The organism is Streptomyces sp. NBC_01335, from assembly GCF_035953295.1.
Lineage (GTDB): Bacteria > Actinomycetota > Actinomycetes > Streptomycetales > Streptomycetaceae > Streptomyces.
Window position 1 is genome coordinate 4,328,923 of the sequence record NZ_CP108370.1, and the last position, 20,861, is coordinate 4,349,783.

Annotated in this window: 17 protein-coding genes; 12 read left to right on the forward strand and 5 right to left on the reverse strand. The window is 71.7% G+C overall.

Features of this window, described 5'->3' with window-relative positions; all coding sequences use genetic code 11:
- Positions 1-252: 252 nt before the first annotated feature.
- Positions 253-2,250 (reverse strand): acetate--CoA ligase, encoded by a 1,998-nt coding sequence (gene acs, locus OG599_RS18635; protein WP_327177099.1) that lies wholly within the window; start codon positions 2,248-2,250, stop codon positions 253-255.
- Between the two features lie 195 nt (positions 2,251-2,445).
- Positions 2,446-4,992: a SulP family inorganic anion transporter gene (locus OG599_RS18640; RefSeq protein ID WP_327177100.1), complete on the reverse strand. Its 2,547-nt coding sequence runs from the start codon at positions 4,990-4,992 to the stop codon at positions 2,446-2,448.
- Positions 4,993-5,274: 282 nt separating this feature from the next.
- On the opposite strand from OG599_RS18640, the gene OG599_RS18645 reads away from it, so the two are divergent.
- Complete coding sequence (locus OG599_RS18645) at positions 5,275-6,645, forward strand: hypothetical protein (protein WP_327177101.1); 1,371 nt, start codon at positions 5,275-5,277, stop codon at positions 6,643-6,645.
- A gap of 172 nt (positions 6,646-6,817) precedes the next feature.
- Here OG599_RS18645 and OG599_RS18650 read toward each other — a convergent pair whose 3' ends face one another.
- Entirely contained in the window at positions 6,818-7,810 is a 993-nt protein-coding gene (locus OG599_RS18650) for an ATP-binding protein (protein WP_327177102.1), read from the reverse strand.
- Positions 7,811-7,912: 102 nt separating this feature from the next.
- Between OG599_RS18650 and OG599_RS18655 the strand changes: the two genes are divergently transcribed.
- On the forward strand, positions 7,913-8,737 hold the full coding sequence (locus OG599_RS18655) for an oxidoreductase (RefSeq protein ID WP_327177103.1): 825 nt from the start codon (positions 7,913-7,915) through the stop codon (positions 8,735-8,737).
- Positions 8,738-9,197: 460 nt separating this feature from the next.
- On the opposite strand, the gene OG599_RS18660 is transcribed toward OG599_RS18655, so the two are convergent.
- Positions 9,198-10,040 (reverse strand): HAD family hydrolase, encoded by an 843-nt coding sequence (locus OG599_RS18660; protein WP_327177104.1) that lies wholly within the window; start codon positions 10,038-10,040, stop codon positions 9,198-9,200.
- Positions 10,041-10,605: 565 nt separating this feature from the next.
- Between OG599_RS18660 and ssd the strand changes: the two genes are divergently transcribed.
- The 7 genes from ssd (at position 10,606) to OG599_RS18695 (ending at position 16,025) form a co-directional block, all read left to right on the forward strand.
- Entirely contained in the window at positions 10,606-11,661 is a 1,056-nt protein-coding gene (ssd, locus tag OG599_RS18665; protein ID WP_442809690.1) for a septum site-determining protein Ssd, read from the forward strand.
- A complete protein-coding gene (locus OG599_RS18670; RefSeq protein WP_327177105.1) occupies positions 11,658-12,803 on the forward strand; it encodes a TadA family conjugal transfer-associated ATPase in 1,146 nt (381 codons plus the stop codon). Before ssd ends, OG599_RS18670 begins: the two co-directional genes overlap by 4 nt.
- Complete coding sequence (locus tag OG599_RS18675; protein WP_327177106.1) at positions 12,803-13,714, forward strand: type II secretion system F family protein; 912 nt, start codon at positions 12,803-12,805, stop codon at positions 13,712-13,714. Before OG599_RS18670 ends, OG599_RS18675 begins: the two co-directional genes overlap by 1 nt.
- Positions 13,711-14,667 carry a type II secretion system F family protein gene (locus OG599_RS18680; RefSeq protein ID WP_442809452.1) on the forward strand — a complete coding sequence of 319 codons (957 nt, stop codon included), beginning with the start codon at positions 13,711-13,713 and terminating at the stop codon, positions 14,665-14,667. Before OG599_RS18675 ends, OG599_RS18680 begins: the two co-directional genes overlap by 4 nt.
- Positions 14,668-14,876: 209 nt before the next feature.
- Entirely contained in the window at positions 14,877-15,071 is a 195-nt protein-coding gene (locus OG599_RS18685; RefSeq protein ID WP_327180089.1) for a DUF4244 domain-containing protein, read from the forward strand.
- On the forward strand, positions 15,058-15,609 hold the full coding sequence (locus tag OG599_RS18690) for a TadE family type IV pilus minor pilin (RefSeq protein WP_442809453.1): 552 nt from the start codon (positions 15,058-15,060) through the stop codon (positions 15,607-15,609). The genes OG599_RS18685 and OG599_RS18690 overlap by 14 nt, the downstream gene beginning before the upstream one ends.
- Before the next feature lie 32 nt (positions 15,610-15,641).
- Positions 15,642-16,025, forward strand: coding sequence for an Rv3654c family TadE-like protein (locus OG599_RS18695; protein WP_442809691.1), 384 nt, complete (start codon positions 15,642-15,644; stop codon positions 16,023-16,025).
- Here the strand turns inward: OG599_RS18695 and OG599_RS18700 are convergent.
- The gene (locus OG599_RS18700) at positions 15,925-18,456 is read right to left on the reverse strand and encodes a DEAD/DEAH box helicase (protein WP_327177108.1); all 2,532 of its coding nucleotides are present in this window, start codon (positions 18,454-18,456) and stop codon (positions 15,925-15,927) included. The two genes, OG599_RS18695 and OG599_RS18700, sit on opposite strands and share 101 nt — an antisense overlap.
- A 78-nt stretch (positions 18,457-18,534) precedes the next feature.
- Between OG599_RS18700 and OG599_RS18705 the strand changes: the two genes are divergently transcribed.
- The 3 genes from OG599_RS18705 (at position 18,535) to OG599_RS18715 (ending at position 20,832) form a co-directional block, all read left to right on the forward strand.
- Positions 18,535-18,888, forward strand: a complete 354-nt coding sequence (locus OG599_RS18705; RefSeq protein WP_003967428.1) for an STAS domain-containing protein — start codon at positions 18,535-18,537, stop codon at positions 18,886-18,888.
- Positions 18,889-19,081: 193 nt separating this feature from the next.
- Positions 19,082-19,558, forward strand: a complete 477-nt coding sequence (locus tag OG599_RS18710; RefSeq protein WP_327177109.1) for an ATP-binding protein — start codon at positions 19,082-19,084, stop codon at positions 19,556-19,558.
- Between the two features lie 680 nt (positions 19,559-20,238).
- Complete coding sequence (locus OG599_RS18715) at positions 20,239-20,832, forward strand: small secreted protein (protein ID WP_327177110.1); 594 nt, start codon at positions 20,239-20,241, stop codon at positions 20,830-20,832.
- Positions 20,833-20,861 lie beyond the last annotated feature (29 nt).

The following is a 20,861-nucleotide window of genomic DNA, read 5'->3' on the forward strand; positions in this document are numbered from 1 at the left end:
CGGCCACGGGAGGGACCTCCGGGGTTCGGGGCGGTGGCGAGGACATGGCTGACACGCTCGCCGACCAGACTTCCCGGCACCCCTATGAAGATCTTCCCCGCTTTCGCGCGGTCACGGCCACTGTAGACCCGTCACCCGCACGCCCGAGGGGCATCCGGCGCGTGCGTTGCCGGATGCCCCTCGGAGCCGTACATCTGCTTCGTGTTCTCGGTCCTGCCCGCTGTCGGGCTGTGCCTGATCCCAGGCCCCGCCTCAGTCCTCGGAGGACCCCTTGGGGAACTCCGCCTGGATGAGGGACATGACCGACGGGTCCGTGAGCGTGGTGACGTCGCCCAGCTCGCGGTTCTCGGCCTTGTCGCGCAGCAGCCGGCGCATGATCTTGCCCGAGCGTGTCTTGGGCAGCTCCGCCACCGGCAGCACCCGCTTCGGCTTGGCGATCGGGCCGAGCGTGGCGCCGACGTGGTTGCGGAGCTCGGCCAGCAGCTCGTCGGAGGAGGTCGCCGTCCCGCGCAGGATGACGAAGGCGACGATCGCCTGACCGGTCGTCTCGTCGGCCGCGCCGACCACCGCCGCCTCGGCGACCGCCGGGTGCGACACGAGAGCCGATTCGACCTCGGTGGTCGAGATGTTGTGACCGGAGACGAGCATGACGTCGTCGACCCGGCCGAGCAGCCAGATGTCGCCGTCCTCGTCCTTCTTGGCGCCGTCGCCCGCGAAGTACTTGCCCTCGAACCGCGACCAGTAGGTGTCGATGAAGCGCTGGTCGTCGCCCCAGATGGTGCGGAGCATCGACGGCCACGGCTCGGTGAGGACGAGGTAGCCGCCCCCGCCGTCCGGGACCTCACGGGCCTCGTCGTCGACGACCGTGGCCGAGATTCCGGGCAGGGCGCGCTGCGCCGAACCGGGCTTCGTCGCCGTGACGCCGGGCAGCGGCGAGATCATCATCGCGCCGGTCTCGGTCTGCCACCAGGTGTCCACGACGGGGCACTTGTCGGCGCCGATGTGCTTGCGGTACCAGACCCACGCCTCGGGGTTGATCGGCTCGCCGACCGAGCCGAGGACGCGCAGGCTGCTCAGGTCGAACTTGGCGGGGATGTCGTCCCCCCACTTCATGAACGTGCGGATCGCGGTCGGCGCGGTGTAGAGGATCGAGACGCCGTACTTCTGCACGATCTCCCAGAACCGGCCCTGGTGCGGGGTGTCCGGGGTGCCCTCGTACATGACCTGGGTCGCGCCGTTCGCCAGCGGCCCGTAGACGATGTACGAGTGGCCGGTGACCCAGCCGATGTCGGCCGTGCACCAGTAGACGTCGGTCTCGGGCTTGAGGTCGAAGACGGCGTGGTGGGTGTAGGCCGCCTGGGTGAGGTAGCCGCCGGAGGTGTGCAGGATGCCCTTCGGCTTACCCGTCGTCCCGGAGGTGTACAGGATGAAGAGCGGCTGCTCCGCCTCGAAGGCCTCGGGGGTGTGCTCGGCGGACTGCCGGCCGGTGATCTCGTCCCACCAGACGTCGCGGCCCTCGGTCCACGCGGTGTCCTGACCGGTGCGGCGCACGACCACGACGTGCTCGACGCTCTCGATACGGGACACGGCGTCGTCGACCGCGGGCTTCAGCGCGGACGGCTTGCCGCGGCGGTATCCGCCGTCCGCGGTGACGACGACCTTGGCGTCGGCGTCCCGGATACGGGCGGCGATGGCGTCGGCGGAGAAGCCGCCGAAGACCACCGAGTGGGCGGCGCCGATGCGGGCGCAGGCCAGCATCGTGATGGCGGCCTCGGGGATCATCGGCAGGTAGACGGCGACCCGGTCGCCCTTGCCGACGCCCAGCTCGGTCAGCGCGTTGGCCGCCCGGGAGACCTCGTCCTTCAGTTCCGCGTAAGTGATCGCCCGGCTGTCGCCCGGCTCGCCCTCGAAGTGGATGGCGACGCGGTCGCCGTTGCCCGCCTCCACATGGCGGTCCACGCAGTTGTACGCGACGTTGAGCTTGCCGTCCGCGAACCACTTCGCGAAGGGCGGGTTGCTCCAGTCGAGCGTCTCGGTCGGCTCGGTGGCCCAGGTGAGGCGGCGGGCCTGCTCGGCCCAGAAGCCCAGCCGGTCCGCGGCTGCCTGTTCGTACGCCTCCGCCGTGACATTGGCGTTCGCGGCCAGCTCGGCCGGCGGCTCGAACCGGCGCTCTTCCCGCAGCAGGTTGGCCAGGCTTTCGTTGCTCACGACATCTCCCATTCCCAGGGTGACCGTTGTGTCCCGAGGCATAGCTCATCAGGCGAAAGGCCGAGTGACAAGTGTCTGCCAGGAATTGGTTTAGACCTATCCCTCGTGTTAGGGAGAGACTCCGCCGACCTGTCCCGCCGGCGCGGCAGTCGTTACGGCGTGTCCGTACCGACTCGTGCCGCGCCCGCGGGAGGGCGGCGGAACCACAAGGTCTCACGGCCCCGGGGTGCGACCGGTTCAGGCGAGGCTGTGGCTGACCTCCCCGTGACCGGGACGGTCTTCCGGAAGCGCCTCCTCCTGATCGGGGCCGATGCCCGGCGCCACCCGCTCGAAGACCTCGTCCGGGCCCGAACCGGAACTGGCCCCCTCCGTCAACAGATAGGCCTGCGCCTCCCCGACGTGGAAGTACATGCCGTGCAGCTGGAGGGTGCCGTCCGCCAGCCGGCGTGCCACCGACTCGTGCGCGCGGAGGTGGTCGAGCTGCTGGACGACGTTGGTCAGACAGAGCTGCTCCACCGCGTCGGCGGGCATCCGGCCGGAGATGCGCGCCCAGGAGCGGTCGCGGGAGGACATGCGGTCCAGGCTCGGCAGCCCGTGCCGCAGCCACCGCCACAGGGGAGTGTTCCGGGGCGTCCCCGGCTCTGCGTTGAGCAGCGCCTGCATGGCACCGCAGCCGGAGTGCCCGCAGACGGTGATGGACTCGACCCGCAGCACGTCCACCGCGTACTCGATCGCCGCGGCCACCGAGTCGTCACCGCCCGCGTCGGCCCCGGCCCCGGGCGGGGGCACGAGATTGCCCACGTTGCGCACGGTGAACAGATCGCCCGGCCCGCTCGACGTGATCATGCTCGTGACGAGGCGGGAGTCCGCACAGGTGAGGAAGAGCTGGGACGGCCGCTGGCCCTCCGCCGCGAGACGGGCGAGCTCCTCGCGGACCAGCGGGGCCGTGTTGAGCTGGAAGGAACTGATGCCGCTCAACAGGCGGTGCCCACCGCGCCGGGCAGCGTCGGCGCGCTCCACGGGGCGTCCGTCCGTCTCCGCCACGCGCTTCTCCGGAAGCCCGTCGGCATGCCCCGGCCTGGTGTGGGGGCGTTCCGCCGCGGTGGTGGGCTGGTGGGGCCGGTCGTGGCAGTGGTGGTTGCGCCAGGGCGTCCACGGGCGGCAGCAGGAGTGCGCCGCCGACGCGGGTTCCGCGATCCTCCCTCCGGACCTGCCGGTGAAGACGATGCTGCCGCCGTGGGCGACCTGGGTGGTGCGCCAGTCCTGAATGGCCTCGTAGGCCGCGTGGTCCATGAAGAATCCGTCCAGTTCCACGATCGCGTCGACGCCTTGGGGGAGTTGGTTGAGGATGCGGCTGAGCCGGGGCACCGCGAGGAAGGTCAACTGGCCGCGCACGATGACCAGGTAGCGGCCGTCGCTCTCGCTCACGGTGACGCGGGTGCGGGCGAGACGGTGCAGTGCCATGCCCACGGCGGCCGCGATGCCGATCGCGACGCCGGCCAGCACGCCGAACACCACGACGCCGGTGATCGTGGCGCCGTAGACCAGGAACTCGCGGTGCCGGTGGACGTTCCTGATGTGGGCGTAGTTCACCATCTGGATGCCGACGACCATGACGAGGGCGGCCAGCGCGGCGAGCGGGATCCACTCGAGCACGGCCACCAGAAAGGCCGCCGCGAGCAGGACCCAGACGCCGTGCAGCACGGTCGCGGCGCGGCCGGTGGCCCCGGCGCGGACGTTGGCCGAACTGCGCACCGCGCCACCGGAGACAGGCAGCCCGCCGAGCAGCCCGGCCAGCGTGTTGGTGATGCCCTGGCCCCGCAACTCGCGGTCCAGATCGGAGCGGGCGACGCGCGTCAGCGGCATGTCGGGCTGGCGCAAGGCGTGTTGGGCGGCGCGGTCGGAAGCCAGCTTGTCCACGGCCACGGCCGCCAGGAGTGACTCCAGGCTGCCGACCAGCATCACGGTGAACATGGCGGTGGCGAGGGCGAGTACGGGCCCGTGCGGCATTTCGGGCAGGACGTGCGAGCTCCACGAGGGCAGGTCCACCCGGCTGATGCGGGGCGCGGCGACGGCCGCCACCGCCGTGGCCACGGCGACCGACGCGAGCGCGGCCGGAATCCTGCGGAGCACGCGGCCCGCGCCACCGGGAATGCGAGGCCACAGCACCAGCAGAGCGATGGTCAGGGCTCCGATCAGCGGGGCGGCGGGACTGATCCGCGCCAACTGCTCCGGCAGTGCGAGGGCGTTGTCCACCGCTGAGCTCTGCGGGGATCCGCCGAGAACGATGTGCAACTGGGCGAGCGCGATGGCCACCCCGATCCCGGCGAGGGTGCCGTGGACGATCGCGGGGCTGACGGCGAGGGCGGCCCGCGCCGCTCGCAGCGAACCCAGCAGGATCTGGAGCAGCCCGGCCCCGATGGTGATGGCACAGGTCGTGCGCCAGCCGTAGACCTGGATCAACTCGGCCGTCACGACGGTCAGTCCGGCGGACGGCCCGCTGACCTGGAGCGGGGTGCCGCCGATCAGTCCGGCGACGATGCCGCCGATCGCGGCGGAGATCAGGCCGGCCTCCAGCGGCGCGTCCATGGCGACGGCGAGGCCGAGCGACATGGGGACAGCGATGAGGAAGACCGTGATCGACGCGGAGAGGTCGCCCGCGGTGACGCGGAAGCGGCGGCCTTCGCGCGGCGGCGGGCTGTGGGGCCGCTTCTCCCCGGCGGCGCGGGCGAGGTGGGAGTCGTGGTGGTTTCGGTTCTTTCGGGTGGGTACGCAGGCAGGCATTTCCCGTCTCCTCCGGGGCAGCGCGGTCGCGGAACGTGGGGGACGCGGCCGTGGGTCACGGCGTGCAGCGGCGGGATTTCTCAACGCTAGGTAAACGAATCGTAATGCAGAGTAAAGAAGTGTGGTTCACATATCAGGCAAATAGTCCACAGGATCGCCCAATGTAGTGAATAAGCATCTTTTCGTACGGCCTGTCGCTCGGAGGCATCCGAGCCGCGTGTGACCGTGACCGCGCCGGTCGGCACATTCCACGCAAACGAGCCGCAAGGAAGAGGTGGGCGGATGATCGCCGCCACGAAGAGAGTCGCCCTGGGCATCACCACCGCAGCCGTGTTCGCCGCGCTCGCCGGTTGCTCCGGCGCCGGAACGGACGGGGTATCGGGAGCCGGCGCCGAGAAGGCGCACGGCGCCAAGGAGAAGCCCGACGGGCAGAACGCTCCCGCCCCCGGCAACGCCGTCCAGCTGATCGGTGACGGGTCCACGGCCTTCACGGGCGCCCAGCCCAACCTCCCCGTCCCTGAGCGCCTCGCGCCGGGGCAGAAGCCCCCGCAGTTCGTGGTGTTCTCCTGGGACGGTGCCGGCGAGGACAGCCAGAAGCTCTTCTCCCACTTCCGCAAAGTCGCCAAGAAGTACGGCGTGAAGATGACGTACTTCCTCAGTGGCGTCTATCTGCTGCCCGAGGCGAAGAAGGACCTCTACGACCCGCCCCAGCACTCGGCCGGCCGCTCCGACATCGGCTTCAACGACACGAAGGGCATCCACGACACCCTCAGGGAGGTGCGCGCCGCCTGGAAGGAGGGCAATGAGATCGGCACCCACTTCAACGGCCACTTCTGCGGCCCCGACGGGGGTGGCGGTACCTGGTCGGTGGACGAGTGGAAGAGCGAGATCCGCCAGGCCAAGTCCTTCGTGAAGAACTGGAAGACGAACGACCCGGAGCTCACGTCCGAGGCGCCGCTCCCCTTCGACTACGACAAGGAACTCGTCGGCGGCCGTACCCCGTGCCTCGAAGGCCGGGAGAACATGGTCGCCGCCGCCCGGGACCTGGGATTCCGCTACGACTCCAGCGGCATCAACAACCAGGTCTGGCCCGCGAAGAAGGACGGCGTCTGGGATCTCTCGCTCCAACTCGTGCCCGTCCCGGGGCGCGACTTCGAGACGCTCTCGATGGACTACAACTTCATGTTCAACCAGTCCGGCGTGACCCAGGGAGACCCGGCGGAGCACGAGTACTGGGGCGACCAGATGCGTGACGGCCTCCTGGAGGCCTTCGACCGGTCGTACGACGGGAACCGTGCGCCGCTGATCATCGGCAACCACTTCGAGTCCTGGAACGGCGGCACCTACATGCGCGCCGTGGAGGAGACGATCGCCTCCGTCTGCACCAAGTCGGACGTGCGCTGCGTCTCCTTCCGCCAGCTCGCGGACTGGCTGGACGCCCAGGACCCGGCGGTGGTGGCCAAGCTCGGAACGCTCGGTGTCGGGGAGGCCCCGAAGGGCGGCTGGTCGTCCTACCTCGCGGCCCCGACGGTGGCCGCCGGCGGCAAGCCGATGAGCCCTGCGGCGAAGGACGGGGCGAACGGCGCGGCGAAGGGCAAGGACGCGGACAAGGGTGCCGCGAAGGACGCGGGCAAGGGCGCGGGCGAGAAGTAACGTTTCTTCGGGTCTCGGGCCTCGGGCCTCGGGCTTTGAGGATCGGGGATCGGGGTCCGGGTCTCCGGGTTCGGGCTCCGGGCCGTGCGAGGGCGGGACCGCTGCGGGCATTCCGCGTGGGTCCCGCCCTTCCGTCGCGGCCCCTACCGTCCGGACCGCGGTCGTCGCTCGGTCACGCGGGGGCCGACGCGCCGGTCACCAGGCGGTCGTCGAGCGTGAACGCGGGGTCGACCTGGGCGGCCAGATCGGCGCCGGTCTTCTCGTTGCCCCAACTCTCGGCGTTCTTCAGGTGGAAGTGCACCATCTGGCGCGTGTACCGCTCGCGGTCGCGCAGCGCGTACGAGTCCTCGGCCGCGTCCTGGAGTGCCTGGAGCGCCATCCTGTTGTCGGCCTCCAGCAGCTCGAAGCGGTTCGGCCGGCCCTTCTCCATCGCCCGCACCCAGTCGGAGTGGCCGACCCCGACGAGCAGGTCCTCGCCGACCTCCGCGCGCAGGAAGTCCAGGTCGTCCGGACCCTGCACCTTGTTGCCGACCACCCGGAGCGTCACGCCGAAGTCCCGCGCGTACTCCTTGTACTGGCGGTACACCGACACGCCCTTCCGGGTCGGCTCGGCGACGAGGAACGTCATGTCGAACCGGGTGAACATCCCCGAGGCGAACGAGTCGGATCCGGCGGTCATGTCGACCACGACGTACTCGTCCGGGCCGTCGACCATGTGGTTGAGGCAGAGCTCCACCGCGCCCACCTTGGAGTGGTAGCAGGCGACGCCGAGATCCGACTCGTTGAACGCGCCGGTGGCCATCAGCCGGATGTCGCCGTCGTCCAGCCGGACGGTGCGCGCGCAGGCGTCGTAGACGGGGTTGTCCTCGCGGACGCGCAGCAGGCGCGAACCCTCGCCGGGCGGCGTCGTCTTGATCATCGTCTCGGCGGAGGCGATCCGGGGGTTGGTGCCGCGCAGGTAGTCCTTGATCAGCGGGAGTTCGGCACCCATGGACGGAAGCGCCGCCGCCTCCTGCTCGTCGAGGCCGAGCGCGGCCCCGAGGTGCTGGTTGATGTCGGCGTCCACGGCGATGACATGGGCTTCGTTGGCGGCGAGGTGGCGGATGAAGAGAGAGGACAGCGTGGTCTTGCCGCTGCCGCCCTTCCCTACGAAAGCGATCTTCATGTTCACCTAGGGTAGCCGCATCATCGCGGAAAGTCGTCGCGCTTCGTGAAGAACGACACGTGGGGGTCGCGAGGGTGTATGGGGCGCGTAGCCTCGTTACTTATGAGTACGACTGCCTCGGATCCGCTCGCCGCCCTCGCCGCTCTGCCGGGGGTTCCCGACTCCGTGGACTCGGTCCGCAAGGCCGTGGACCGGGTCTACGGCCACCGTGTGATGCGCCGCCGCAGCAACGAGGTGACCTCGGAAGCCGCGCTGCGCGGAGCGCGCGGTTCGGCTGCGCTGTCCGGTGCCGACTGGAACCTGGAAGAGGTGCGACGGCGTACCGACTTCAGCGGCGACACCGAGGCGCGGACGGTGGGTGCCGCGCTGCGTCTCACCGCCGAGGCCGGTCAACTCCTCTCCATCTGGCGGCAGTCGCCCCTGCGGGTCCTGGCCAGGCTGCACCTGGTCGCGGCCGGAGGGGCGACACCCGACGACGCGGTGGGGCGCCCCCGGCTGGTCGGCGAGACGGTCGACGAGCCCCTCGTGGAGGCTCCCCTGCCGGGCGCCGACGAAGTGGCCGGGCGACTCGACGGGCTGTCGCGGCTCATCATCGACGGGAGCACCGCTCCCGCGCTGGTCACGTCCGCCATCGTGCACGGCGAACTGCTCGCCCTGCGCCCCTTCGGTTCGCGCAATGGGCTGGTGGCCCGGACCGCCGAGCGCATCGTGCTGATCGGCAGTGGCCTGGACCCCAAGTCGATCTGCCCGGCCGAGGTCGGTCACGCGGAGCAGGGGCGCGCCGCGTACGTGGCGGCGTTCGAGGGATACATGTCGGGGACGCCGGAAGGGATGGCGGCCTGGATCGCGCACTGCGGGCGCGCGGTGGAGCTGGGCGTCAGGGAATCGACCGCGGTCTGCGAGGCGCTGCAGCGCGGCGCCGCCTGACGGCGTGGGGTGGGCGTCACCTCGGGCGTGGGCAGGGCAGGCGCCACTCGGGCGTGGGCAGGCCAGGTACCAAGAGTTGCGGCGGTACCGGAACCGGTACCGCCGCTGGCACTTCCGCCGGGTTACCAAGCGTCCTCGAAGTATGCCCATCAGGTCGGGTTCTTTGCCCGTCACCTGGTGCGGCTGGCCCGTAATCGACGGGTCGACGTCGCGTGGGTGCTCGGCTTCGGTGCTCGGTCCGTGGGGCCTTGCTGCGTGAAAGGTCATCCTCTCGGATGTCCCCGGTCTCGCGGGCCGTTGACTCCTTTGTACTCCTGGAGTGGGGTAAGCGGTACCCCGGGCTCCACTTCTTTACTTTCGCGTTCAATCACCCGTGGCAGGCCACTGTCGACTCCCCGTCCCTCGTGCCCGGTTGCCGGACGGTGCCTGTGTGAGGCCCGTCCGTACGGCGGGGCGGGGGTCAGGCGGATGCGGTGGCTGCCGCGCGTCGGCGCGTGGCGTACCAGACGAGACCCGCGGTGGCGGCGGCCGCTCCCACGGCTGCGGCGGCGACGAGTGCCGGACGCGGCGGCAGCGAGAAACGGGGCAGCCTCTGCTTGAGCCGCACCGGGCGGTTGAAGACGAGGATCGGCCACTGCCTGGCACCGGCTTCGCGTCGTAGTGCCCGATCCGGGTTCACCGCGTGCGGGTGGCCGACCGACTCCAGCATCGGGACGTCGGTGGCGGAGTCGCTGTAGGCGTAGCAGCGGGAGAGGTCGTACCCCTCCGACGCGGCCAGTTCCTTGACGGCCTCGGCCTTGGTCGGGCCGTAGGCGTAGTACTCGACCTCGCCCGTGAAGCAGCCGTCGTCGCCGACGACCATCCGGGTCGCCACGACCCGGTCCGCGCCGAGCAGTTCACCGATGGGCTCCACCACCTCGGCGCCCGAGGTGGAGACGATCACCACGTCGCGGCCGGCGGCGTGATGTTCCTCGATGAGGGTGGCGGCCTCGTCGTAGATGATCGGGTCGATCAGGTCGTGCAGGGTCTCGGCGACGATCTCCTTGACCTGCGCCACGTTCCACCCCTTGCAGAGCGCGGAGAGATATTCACGCATCCCCTCCATCTGATCGTGATCCGCGCCTCCGGCGAGGAAGACGAACTGTGCGTACGCCGTGCGCAGCACCGCGCGGCGGTTGATCAGGCCGCCTTGGTAGAAGGACTTGCTGAAGGCCAGCGTCGAAGACTTCGCAATGACCGTCTTGTCCAGGTCGAAGAAGGCGGCGGTGCGCGGCGAGAAGCGGTTTTCCACAAGGCTGAGCATAGGGGGCCTCCATTCGGCTCAAACTCCGGTGCGCGGGTTTGCCTGGCAAGGTGCTCGGGTACACCATGGAAGTCACGGATCGTTCGCGACCGTGCTAACCCGGTCCGACTCCTCCCCCCCCGAGTCGGCCGTGGGGACGACCCCCGCTCTCCCCCCCCGGCGGGGGTCGTCGCACGTCCGGGTGTGTTCTTCCCCGGAATCACGCGGTTTCTCCCCCTCTGTTGCGGGCTTGTGCTCCGGTGCGCGAGCGGCTGCGGCCAGCCTCACATGTGACTGTGCGTAGTGAATAGAGTGCGCTCCGAATGTCCCCGGTTCGAGTGACCGAGTTATTCACAACGTGAGAGTTGTCCACAGTTCTCCATCAAGATCCACATCTTTTTCCGTGAGCTCGCATGGTGATTCCGCCCGCGAAGTCCGCGGGTTCCTCCAATCACCTGTCCCGGAACTTCCGGGATCAGCGTGAACGGTGCTCAAGGAGCTGTGAGAAGGGGTGGAGATCGTGGCCCGATCCCTTGTGCGGGAAGGATTCCCGATCGCCGATGAGCGGTGCGGTGTACCGCTCGTCGTGACGGAGGACATTGATCTGCTCGACGATCTGCTGCGTCTCTGTGCGGCGGCCGGAGCGGAGCCGGAGGTTCACCACGGCGCACCGGAGGACCGCGAGGTGTGGCGGCGGGCGCCGCTGGTCCTGGTGGGCGACGACGCGGTCCAGCGGTGCCGCGGACTCGCGCGGCGCCGCGGGGTGATGCTCGTCGGGCGGAACCAGGACTCGCCCGATGTCTGGCGGCAGGCGGTCGAGATCGGCGCCGAGCACGTGCTGAGGCTGCCCGATGCCGAGGGCTGGCTCGTCGAGCAGCTCGCCAACGCGACGGAAGGCGCAGGACGCCCCGCGCTCACCGTGGCGGTGGTGGGTGGCAGGGGTGGAGCCGGTGCGTCGACGCTCGCCTGCGCGCTCGCCGTGACCGCCGCCCGGGCGGGACTGCGGGCGACGCTGATCGACGGCGATCCGCTGGGCGGCGGCATCGACGTCCTGCTCGGCGGAGAGCGTACGGAGGGCCGGAGATGGCCCGACTTCGCTCACACCAGGGGCCGGCTCGGCGGTGGAGTCCTGGAGGGTTCGCTGCCCGCCCTGCACGGGCTGCGGGTGCTCAGCCGGGGGCGTGAATGCGGCGTCGTCGTACCGCCCCAGGCGGTGCGGTCGGTGCTCGCGGCGGCCCGGCGGCTGGGCGGGGTGGTCGTCGTCGACCTGCCCCGGCAGGTGGACGAAGGCGTCACGGAAGCGCTCTCCCAGTCGGACCTCGGGCTCTTGGTCGTGCCTGGTGAACTACGCGCCGTGGCAGCCGCGAAATGCGTCGCGTCGGCGGTCGGCACGTCCCTCGACGATCTGCGCGTGGTGGCCCGGGCACCGTTCGCCCCCGGGCTGGACGGCCCCTGGGTGGCCCGCGCGCTCGCCCTGCCGCTGCTGGGCGAACTCCCGCTGGAACCAGGCGCTTCGGCGTATCAGGACGGCGTCCTTCCGCCGGGTTCCGGGCCGCGCGGTCCACTCGCCCGGTTCTGCGCCGCCTTCTGGGAGAAGGCGTACGTCGGTGGTCTTCCCGTCCCCCTGGGAGGGGCGTCATGACCGAGGGCCTGCTGGACGCCGTGCGGCAGCGGCTGGCGCTCAGCGGGGAGGTGCCCACTCCGGCAGGCGTCGCCGCCGCCGTACGGGCGCAGGGCCGGCTGCTGGGGGACGAGGAAATCCTGGGTGCCGCGGCCGAGTTGCGCGGCGAGCTGGTCGGCACGGGTGTGCTGGAGCCCCTGCTGGCCGATCCGGCCGTGACCGACGTCCTGGTCTCGGCCCCTGACCGGGTGTGGGTGGACCGGGGCGGCGGTCTGGAGCTGACCGGGGTCACCTTCCCCGACGCCGCGGCCGTGCGCAGGCTCGCGCAGCGCCTCGCGGCGGTGGCCGGCCGGCGCCTGGACGACGCACGGCCCTGGGTGGACGCGCGGCTGCCGGACGGGACGCGGATGCACGCGGTGCTGCCTCCGGTGTCCGTCGGCTCGACCTGTCTCTCCCTGCGTGTCGTCCGCCCCCGGGCCTTCACCCTGGAGGAGCTGGTCCGGGCGGGCACGGTGCCACCCGGTGGCGACCGGGTGCTGCGGAGCCTGGTGCGCGCCCGGGTCTCGTACCTCATCAGCGGGGGTACGGGCGCGGGGAAGACCACCCTGTTGTCGAGCCTGCTGGGAGAGGTCGGCCCGCACGAACGGATCGTGCTGGCCGAGGACTCGTCCGAACTGCGCCCGGACCACCCGCACGTGGTGCGCCTGGAGTCCCGGCCGGCCAACCAGGAGGGCGCGGGTCGGGTGACACTCCGGGACCTGGTCCGTCAGGCGCTGCGCATGCGTCCGGACCGGCTGGTCGTCGGCGAGGTGCGGGGCGCCGAAGTGACGGACCTGCTCGCCGCGTTGAACACCGGCCACGAAGGCGGGTGCGGCACGGTGCACGCCAATGCCGCGTCGCACGTACCCGCTCGGCTGGAGGCGCTGGGGACGGCCGCCGGGCTCGACCGGCCCTCGCTGCACAGCCAGTTGGCGGCCGCGCTGTCGGTCGTGCTCCACCTGGTGCGCGACCGGACGGGACGACGGCGCCTCGCCGAGGTCCATGTGCTGGAACGCGACTCGGACGGGATGGTGTTCACCGTGCCCGCGCTGACCGGCGGGCCCGACGGCTTCGTACGGGCCACCGGTTGGCAGAGGCTGGCCGCGCTCGTCGGGGGTGCGTGATGAGCGCAGTGGCGCCCGTGTGCTCGACGTGGGGAGCGGCGGCCTGTGCCGCCCTGGCGGCCCTGCTGTTCCTGCGCCGCGGCTCCGGCAGCCCGGCGCGGGCGAGGTGCGCGGAAGTGGTGCGTGGCGCCTCGGGCCCTGGGGTCGGCGGTGGCGCGGAGATCGGTGTACCGGCCGGGGTGGTGCGGAGTGCGGCGGTGCTGCGAGCACGGGCGGGTGAGCTGCTGGGACGGCGCCGCGCATGGCTGTGTGTTCCGGTGGCCGTGGCACTCGCGGTGCTCGGGGAATCGTGGTTGCCGCTGGTCGCGGGGGCCGTGGCGGTACCGCTGGTAAGGCGGTGGCTGCGCGGGCGGGACGAGCGGGCCGTGTGCGAGCGGTCGGACGACGCGGTGACGGCGCTCTGCGGTGCGGTCGTCGGCGAGTTGCGGGCCGGACGCGAACCGGGGCAGGCCTTGGTCCGTGCCGTGCGGGAGACCCGAGGGCTGGGCGCGGCCGAGTCACCGGTGCTCGCCGCCGCGCGGTTCGGCGGCGACGTCCCCGTCGCACTGCACCGCGCGTCCCTGATGCCGGGGCTGGGGTCGCTGGCCGGGGTCGCGGCGTGCTGGCGGGTGTCGGTGGACGGCGGTGCGGGACTCGCGGCGGGGCTGGACCGTCTGGAGGGAGCGTTACGGGCCGAGCGGCGACGCCGGGAGGAGCTGCGGGCGCGGCTCGCCGGAGCCTGGTCGACGGTGGTGGTGCTGGCACTGCTGCCGCTTGCGGGCCTGGGTATGGGCGCCGCGCTCGGGGCCGAGCCCCTCCGCGTCCTGCTGCACACCCCGGCAGGGCTGGTCTGCCTGGCGACCGGTCTGCTGCTGGAAGCGGTCGGGCTCCTCTGGGCCGGGCGGATCGTGCGGGCGGGGGACACGGGGTGAACGCGATGTCCCAAGAAGTTGTCCACAGTCTGGGGATCTGGCTCTCGGCGGGCACGGCAGCCCTGTGCTCGGTGCTGTCGGTCAGCGGTACCCGGCGGGAACGGGCCCGGCTGAGGAGAGGCGCGGCGCTCCTCCCAGGGGCGGACCGCGACATGGGTGCGGCGGGTGCGGCGAGTGGGAAGCGGGTGCGGCGAGTGCCGCCCCGACCGGCCCGGGGAGTCCGACCGGCCCCGGGAGTCCGACCGGGCCCGGGCGTCCGTGAGGCCCTGGGAGTCCGTGAGGCCGCGGAGGGCCGGGAGGTCGCGGGAGGTGGTGGCATCGCGGGGGTCCGTGACGTGGTGACGCGGTGGGGAGAGCCGGCCGGCGCGGGTCTGACGGCGTGGATTCTCGTGGGAGGCGCCACCGGGGCCGTGGTCGGCCTGGGGGTGGCCGCTGCGGTGTGGCACGTCCGGCGAACCGGACGGGCCCGGCGTTCGGGAGGGTCCGGGAAGCCGACGGAGGACGAGCTCTCGGCCTCCCGGCAACTCCCGCTGGCGGCGGATCTCCTGGCCGCCTGCATCTCCGCCGGCGCCGGTCCCCGGCAGGCCGCGGAGGCCGTGGGGGAGTCGCTGGGGGGTCCGCTCGGTGAGCGGCTGGTCCGTGCGGCCGTCGAGATCCGCCTCGGCGGTGATCCCTCCCTGGCCTGGGGCCGCCTCGGGGACGTCCCGGGGGCGGGTCCGCTGGCCCGGTGCCTGGACCGGGCCGGTGAGACCGGGGCCCCGGCAGCCGAGCCGGTCGCCCGGCTGGCCGACGCCATACGCTGCGCGCGCGCCGACGCCGCCGTGGCGAAGTCCCAGCGGGCGGGCGTGCTCATCACCGCGCCGGTGGGGCTCTGCTTCCTTCCGGCCTTCCTGGCAGTCGGGGTCGCGCCGGTGATCGTCGGACTCGCGGGAGGACTCCTGCACACCGGCTGAACCATCTCCACATTCCAGGACCAACGGCGCGCCGCAGGTGCGCCGGTTACCGACCATGCCCGTCGACGGGCGGAACGAGGACTGACATGAGCGCCGACACGGGTATCGAAACGAGTGGGAACGTCGCGGACGGTACGCGCGGCGGAAAGGGCCGACGCGGTCGGCATACCTTCCGCGAGGTGGGGCCGGTGCGATGCCGGCTCCGGACCGTGTCGCGGGACCAGCGGGTCCGGTGGTCCCGGAGGTTCGGCGGGGCCGACCGGGGGATGACCACGTCCGAGTACGCGATGGGGACGATCGCGGCCTGCGCGTTCGCCGCCGTTCTCTACAAGGTGGTCAACAGTGGTGCGGTCCAGAACGCGTTGCAGTCGTTGATCGAGGGCGCGCTCGATGGCTCGTTCTGAGCGGGGCGACGAATCGGAACGCTACGGGGGACGGCGGTGGACCCGGGCCCGGCACTCTGGCGGGGACACGGGCTCGGTCACCGCCGAGGCGGCGATGGTGCTGCCGGTGCTGGTGGCCCTCGCCCTGGTGCTGGTCTGGGCGCTGGTGGCGGCCGCCGACCAGATCCGGTGCGTGGACGCGGCGCGGGCCGGCGCGCGAGCCGCGGCACGTTCCGAACCGGAGGCGGCGGTACGGGCCGCGGCCCGCACGGCGGCCCCCGCCCGGGCCCTGGTCGTCGTACGGAGGGAGGGCGCGCTCTGGCGCGTACGCGTGGAGGCGCCCACACCCGGGCCGCACGCCCTGGCCCTCACCCTGAGCGCTGAAGCGGCAGCCCTGGCCGAGGACACGGTAGGCGCCGGTCCCGGTGCCGGCGAAGGTACCGGCGCAGATCCCGGCCCCGGTGGAGATCCCGGCACCGGTGCAGAGCCCGGGACCGGGACCAGTGCAGAGCCCGGGGACGCCGCGGGCGCCCCGGACATGGCCGGAGGCGGGCGATGAACCGGTTCGGCGGCCGCCGCCGCGATCAGGGGATGGCGACCGTGTGGGTGGCCCTGACGGTGGCCACCCTCTGCTCGGTGTGCGCGGTGATCCTCGCGTTCGGGCAGGCGGTCGCCGCCCGGCACCGTGCCGGTGGGGCGGCGGACCTGGCCGCCCTCGCCGCTGCCGACCGCGCGCTCCAGGGGCCCGGGGCCGCCTGCGCGGCGGCCCGGCGGGTGGCGGGCGCGCAAGGCGCCCTGCTGGTGCGGTGCTCGGTGCGGGGAGAGATCGCAGACGTGACGGCACGGGTGGTGTTCGGGCCGTACGCGCCGCAGGTCAGGTCCCGCGCGGGCCCTCCGGTACTTCCCGGCCCGACGGGCCCGGGGCTGACGGATCCGGCTCTCCCGGCGCCGGCGGGTCCGTGGGGGCCGCCCTGAGGAGTTCGGCCAGGAGCCGTACCGCACCTCGCTTGTGGAGGGGCTCGTTGCCGTTGCCGCACTTGGGGGACTGGATGCAGGAAGGGCAGCCCGCCTCGCACTCGCAGGACGCGATCGCCTCGCGCGTCGCGGTGAGCCAGGCACGGGCGGTGTGGAAGGCGCGTTCGGCGAACCCGGCGCCGCCTGGGTGGCCGTCGTACACGAAGACGGTGGGCAGCAGGGTGTCGGGGTGCAGCGGTACGGAGACCCCGCCGATGTCCCAGCGGTCGCACGTGGCGAACAGGGGGAGCATCCCGATCGAAGCGTGTTCGGCGGCGTGCAGCGCACCGCCGAGGATCTCCGGGTTGATCCGGGCGGCGTCGAGCTGGTCCTCGGTGACGGTCCACCAGACGGCCCGGGTGCGCAGGGTGCGGGGGGGCAGTTCGAGCTTGGTCTCGCCCAGTACCTCTCCGGTGATGAGCTTTCGGCGCAGGAAGGAGACGACCTGGTTGGTCACTTCGACGGAGCCGTAGCAGAGCCGCCCGTCGCCCCAGGGGATCGTGGTGTCGGTCTCCAGGACCGTGATGGCGGTGGTGTCGCGGGCGTTGGTCGAGTACGGCGGACTCGCCTCCTCCACGAGAGCGACGGAGTCCTCCAGGTCCAGCTTCCGGACCAGGTAGGTACGCCCCTGGTGGAGGTGGACGGCGCCCTCGTGCACCGCGGTGTGTGAGGCGGCCTCGTCGACGGTGCCCAGCAGCCTGCCGGTGCCCTCCTCGACGATCTGCACCGGACGGCCTCCCCCGCCCCGGATGTCGGTGAGGTCGGCGGCCCGTTCGCGGCGGGTCCAGTGCCAGCCGGCCGCCCGCCTGCGCAGCAGTTTCGCGGCCTCCAGCTGCGGCAGCAGCTCCGGCACGGTGGGCCCGAAGAGAGCGATGTCCGCAGCGGTGAGAGGCAGTTCGGCGGCGGCGGCGCACAGATGGGGGGCGAGTACGTAGGGGTTGTCCGGGTCCAGGACGGTCGACTCCACGGGCTGCTGGAACAGGGCCTCGGGGTGGTGCACGAGGAAGGTGTCCAGCGGATCGTCCCGTGCCACCAGCACGGCCAGGGCGCCCTGCCCCGAACGGCCGGCGCGGCCCGCCTGCTGCCAGAGGGAGGCCCGGGTGCCCGGGTAACCAGCGATGACGACGGCGTCCAGACCGGAGACGTCGATCCCCAGTTCGAGGGCGGTGGTGGCGGCGAGACCCAGGAGTTCACCGGAGTGCAGGGCGCGCTCCAGGGCGCGGCGCTCCTCCGGCAGATAGCCGCCCCGGTAGGCGGCGACGCGTCGCGGCAGCGAGCGGTCGACCTCGGCCAGCCGCTCCTTGGCGATCACGGAGATCAATTCCGCGCCGCGCCGGGAGCGCACGAAGGCGACCGAGCGGACGCCCTGGAGCGTCAGATCGGTGAGCAGGTCGGCGGTCTCGGCGGTCGCGGTACGCCGCACGGGCGCGCCCTTCTCGCCCTGCGTATCGGTGAGCGGCGGCTCCCAGAGCGCGAAGACCAGTTCACCCCGGGGCGAGGCGTCGTCGGCGATCTCCTTGACCGGCAGCCCGGTGAGGCGGCCGGCCGCGACCGACGGCTCGGCCGCGGTCGCGGAGGCGAGCAGGAAGACCGGATCGGAGCCGTACCGGGCGCACAGCCGCCGCAGGCGGCGCAGGACTTGGGCGACGTGCGAGCCGAAGACGCCCCGGTACGTGTGGCATTCGTCGATGACGACGAAGCGCAGAGCGCGCAGGAAGGAGGCCCAGCGGGGATGGGACGGCAGAATTCCCCGGTGCAGCATGTCGGGGTTGGTGAGGACGTAGTTGGCGTACTGGCGTACCCACTCGCGTTCCTCCACGGGCGTGTCGCCGTCGTAGACGGCGGGCCTGACCGCGTTGCCGAGCGGCGAGGCGAGAGCCTTCACCGACCGGCGCTGGTCGGCCGCGAGCGCCTTGGTGGGGGAGAGATAGAGCGCGGTGGTCGCACGTCCGTTCGGGGCCTCGGAGCCGTCGAGCAGCGTACTGAGCACCGGGGCCAGATAGGCAAGCGACTTTCCGGACGCCGTGCCGGTGGCGATCACCACGGATTCGCCGTCGAGCGCGCATTCGGCCGCGGCCGCCTGATGGACCCACGGATGGTCGATCCCGGCACGCCCGATCGCCGCGATGACTTCCGGGCGGATGCGATCCGGCCAGATGGCATGGGTTCCCGGTCGCGGGGGCAAGTGCTCCGTATGAGTGATGCGCGCGGCCCGGCCCGCCCCTGCGGCGAGTCGGTCGAGGATCATGTCGGGGGAGGGGCGGGAGTCTCCGCTCTCGGCGGGTCCGCTGGGGCGGTGATTCTTGGCCATCGGCACCGAGTGTGTCACTGGCGTGACGGACAATGGTCCCAAGGCGTCGTGCATGGCTGCTGGTAAGTGATTGAATGCCATCGCGGCTGGCGATCCGTCCCCTGGCTCCGTCGGGGAGACCGAGGGGCGACCGCTCGATAGCAAGGTGCTGGAGGATCCGTGGACCTGTCCCTGTCGACTCGCAATGTGTCCGGCCCTGGTGGCGACCGTACGGTCGTCGAGGTCGGTGGCGAGATTGATGTGTATACCGCGCCCAAGCTGCGCGAGCAGTTGGTCGAGTTGGTGAATGACGGCAGTTACCACCTGGTTGTCGACATGGAGGGTGTCGACTTCCTCGACTCCACCGGCCTCGGCGTGCTGGTGGGCGGCCTGAAGCGTGTCCGGGCCCATGAGGGCTCGCTGCGCCTGGTCTGCAACCAGGAGCGCATTCTCAAGATCTTCCGGATCACGGGCCTGACCAAGGTGTTTCCGATTCACACCACGGTCGACGAGGCCGTCGCCGCCACCGACTGACGTCGGAGCGGCCCGCCGGCCCCGGTCGGCGGACCGTGGACGGCCCGGACGGCAGCAGCCGCGCCGGGCCGCGCTGAGCAGGCGGTCGACCCTGGGTCGGCCGTCCGCTCCGTGGGCTCCCGGAGGAGACACAGGGGTACGGGCGCCACGCCCGGGCCTCTGAGACGCACGCCCTACGTTCGAGGGGGATCTCATGGCCACCGTTGAACTCCGCTTCAGCGCACAGCCTGAACATGTCCGGACGGCCCGCCTGGTGGCAGCCGCTGTGGCACGCCGGGCCGGCGTCGACGAAGCGGTGCTCGACGAGGTCAGGCTCGCGGTGGGCGAGGCGTGCAGCCGGGCTGTGGGGCTGCACCACGCTCATGGCATCGACACCCCGGTGGCCGTGGTGCTGACGGACGAGGAGAAGTCGTTCTCCATCGAGGTCGGCGACGATGTGCCGGGTCTCGGCAGTGATGCCGGAAGCGCCGTTCCCGGCGCTCGCAGGGCCTCACCCGTCGTGCCGGTGGGACTCGACGACCCCGAGCCGGAACCGGACGGTGAGGGCGAGGACGAGATGGGCCTCGCCGTCATCAAGGGCCTGGTGGACGACGTGGAGGTCCGGTCGGGGGCGAACGGCGGGGTGATCCGTATGACCTGGCCGACCGCGCACGCGGTGGTCTTTCCCTGAGCGGTTCCCGGTCGTCGGGGTCCCTTCCATGTCGGGTTCCAGGGCTCCGAGGCTCCTTCGGAGGTCCGGGGTTCCGCGGTTCCTTCGGGGGTGCTGAGCCGTGAGCCGTTGGGGCGGTGCGCGCGTACCCCTGTGCGCTCCCTGAATCCGTCCAGTCCCGTCGGGCCGGGTGGTCGGCCGAGGCGTCGTTCCGCCCTGCCCGCTGCCCGCTGCCCGCTGCCCGCTCTGCTTCCCCCGCTTTCCCCGCCCTCGTCGGCCGGGTGCTGGAGGCGCCGCCGCCGCGATGCGCGCAACCCCGGCCGGCCCTCGTGTAGCCCCGACGAACCCTCAGCGACTCCCTGGTGGAAGCCGAAGTCCGTGGCGATCCCCTCGGTTGACCCTGTGGCCAAAAAGTGACGCATATTCACATCAGGTGTGACAAATGGGTGCTGATGCCGCGTCTGTCGCGAGGCGGACTGGAAGGCGGTGGGAGTGAAGGCTTCATCCTTTCGGGTGAAAGCGGGAGGGTGGCCCGAGGGGTGGGTCCGCTGGTCGGCGTGGGCGCGCGAGGTGAGTTGAATCTCCCCTGCCGTTCTTGGTGCAAATGGCTACAAAGGCCGCATACCGGTAGGCCAGCGCCCGGTTGTCGCCCACTTGGCGTGTAAGTTCCGGGGCCGAGAGCCTTGGAAGGGACCGATCCGGTGAACAAGAAGCTTGCGGCCGCACTGTCCGGCGGTGCGGTACTCGTACTGACGCTGACGGGTTGCAGCGACGACAGCAACGACGAGGTCAACGACTGGGCCAAGAAGGTGTGCGGCGAGATCCAGCCGCAATTGCAGAAGATCGCGGACGCCAACGCCGCCATCCAGGAACAGACCGCGGACAACAGCCAGCCGGCCGACGTGCAGCGGACCGACTCGGCCGCCTTCCAGCAGATCTCGGAGGCGTACAAGGCGCTCGGCTCGGCCGTGGACTCGGCCGGCGCCCCGCCCGTCGACGACGGTGAGGCCACGCAGCAGGAGGCGGTGAAGGGGCTCAACTCCTCCTCCGAGGCGTACGCGAACCTCAAGACCAAGGTGGACGCGCTCGACACCGAGGACCAGGCGAAGTTCGCCGACGGACTCAAGGACATCGCGGACGAGCTGAAGAACATCAGCAGCACCGGCGCCAACGCGCTGAACAAGCTGCAGTCCGGCGAGGTCGGCAGCGCGATGGCCAAGCAGGACAGTTGCAAGAGCCCTTCCGCTTCGGCCTCACCCGGTTCGGGCGCCCCGGCCTCGGCCAAGGCCTCGTAGCCCGTAGAGCCCGCGCGGCGGACGCAGCG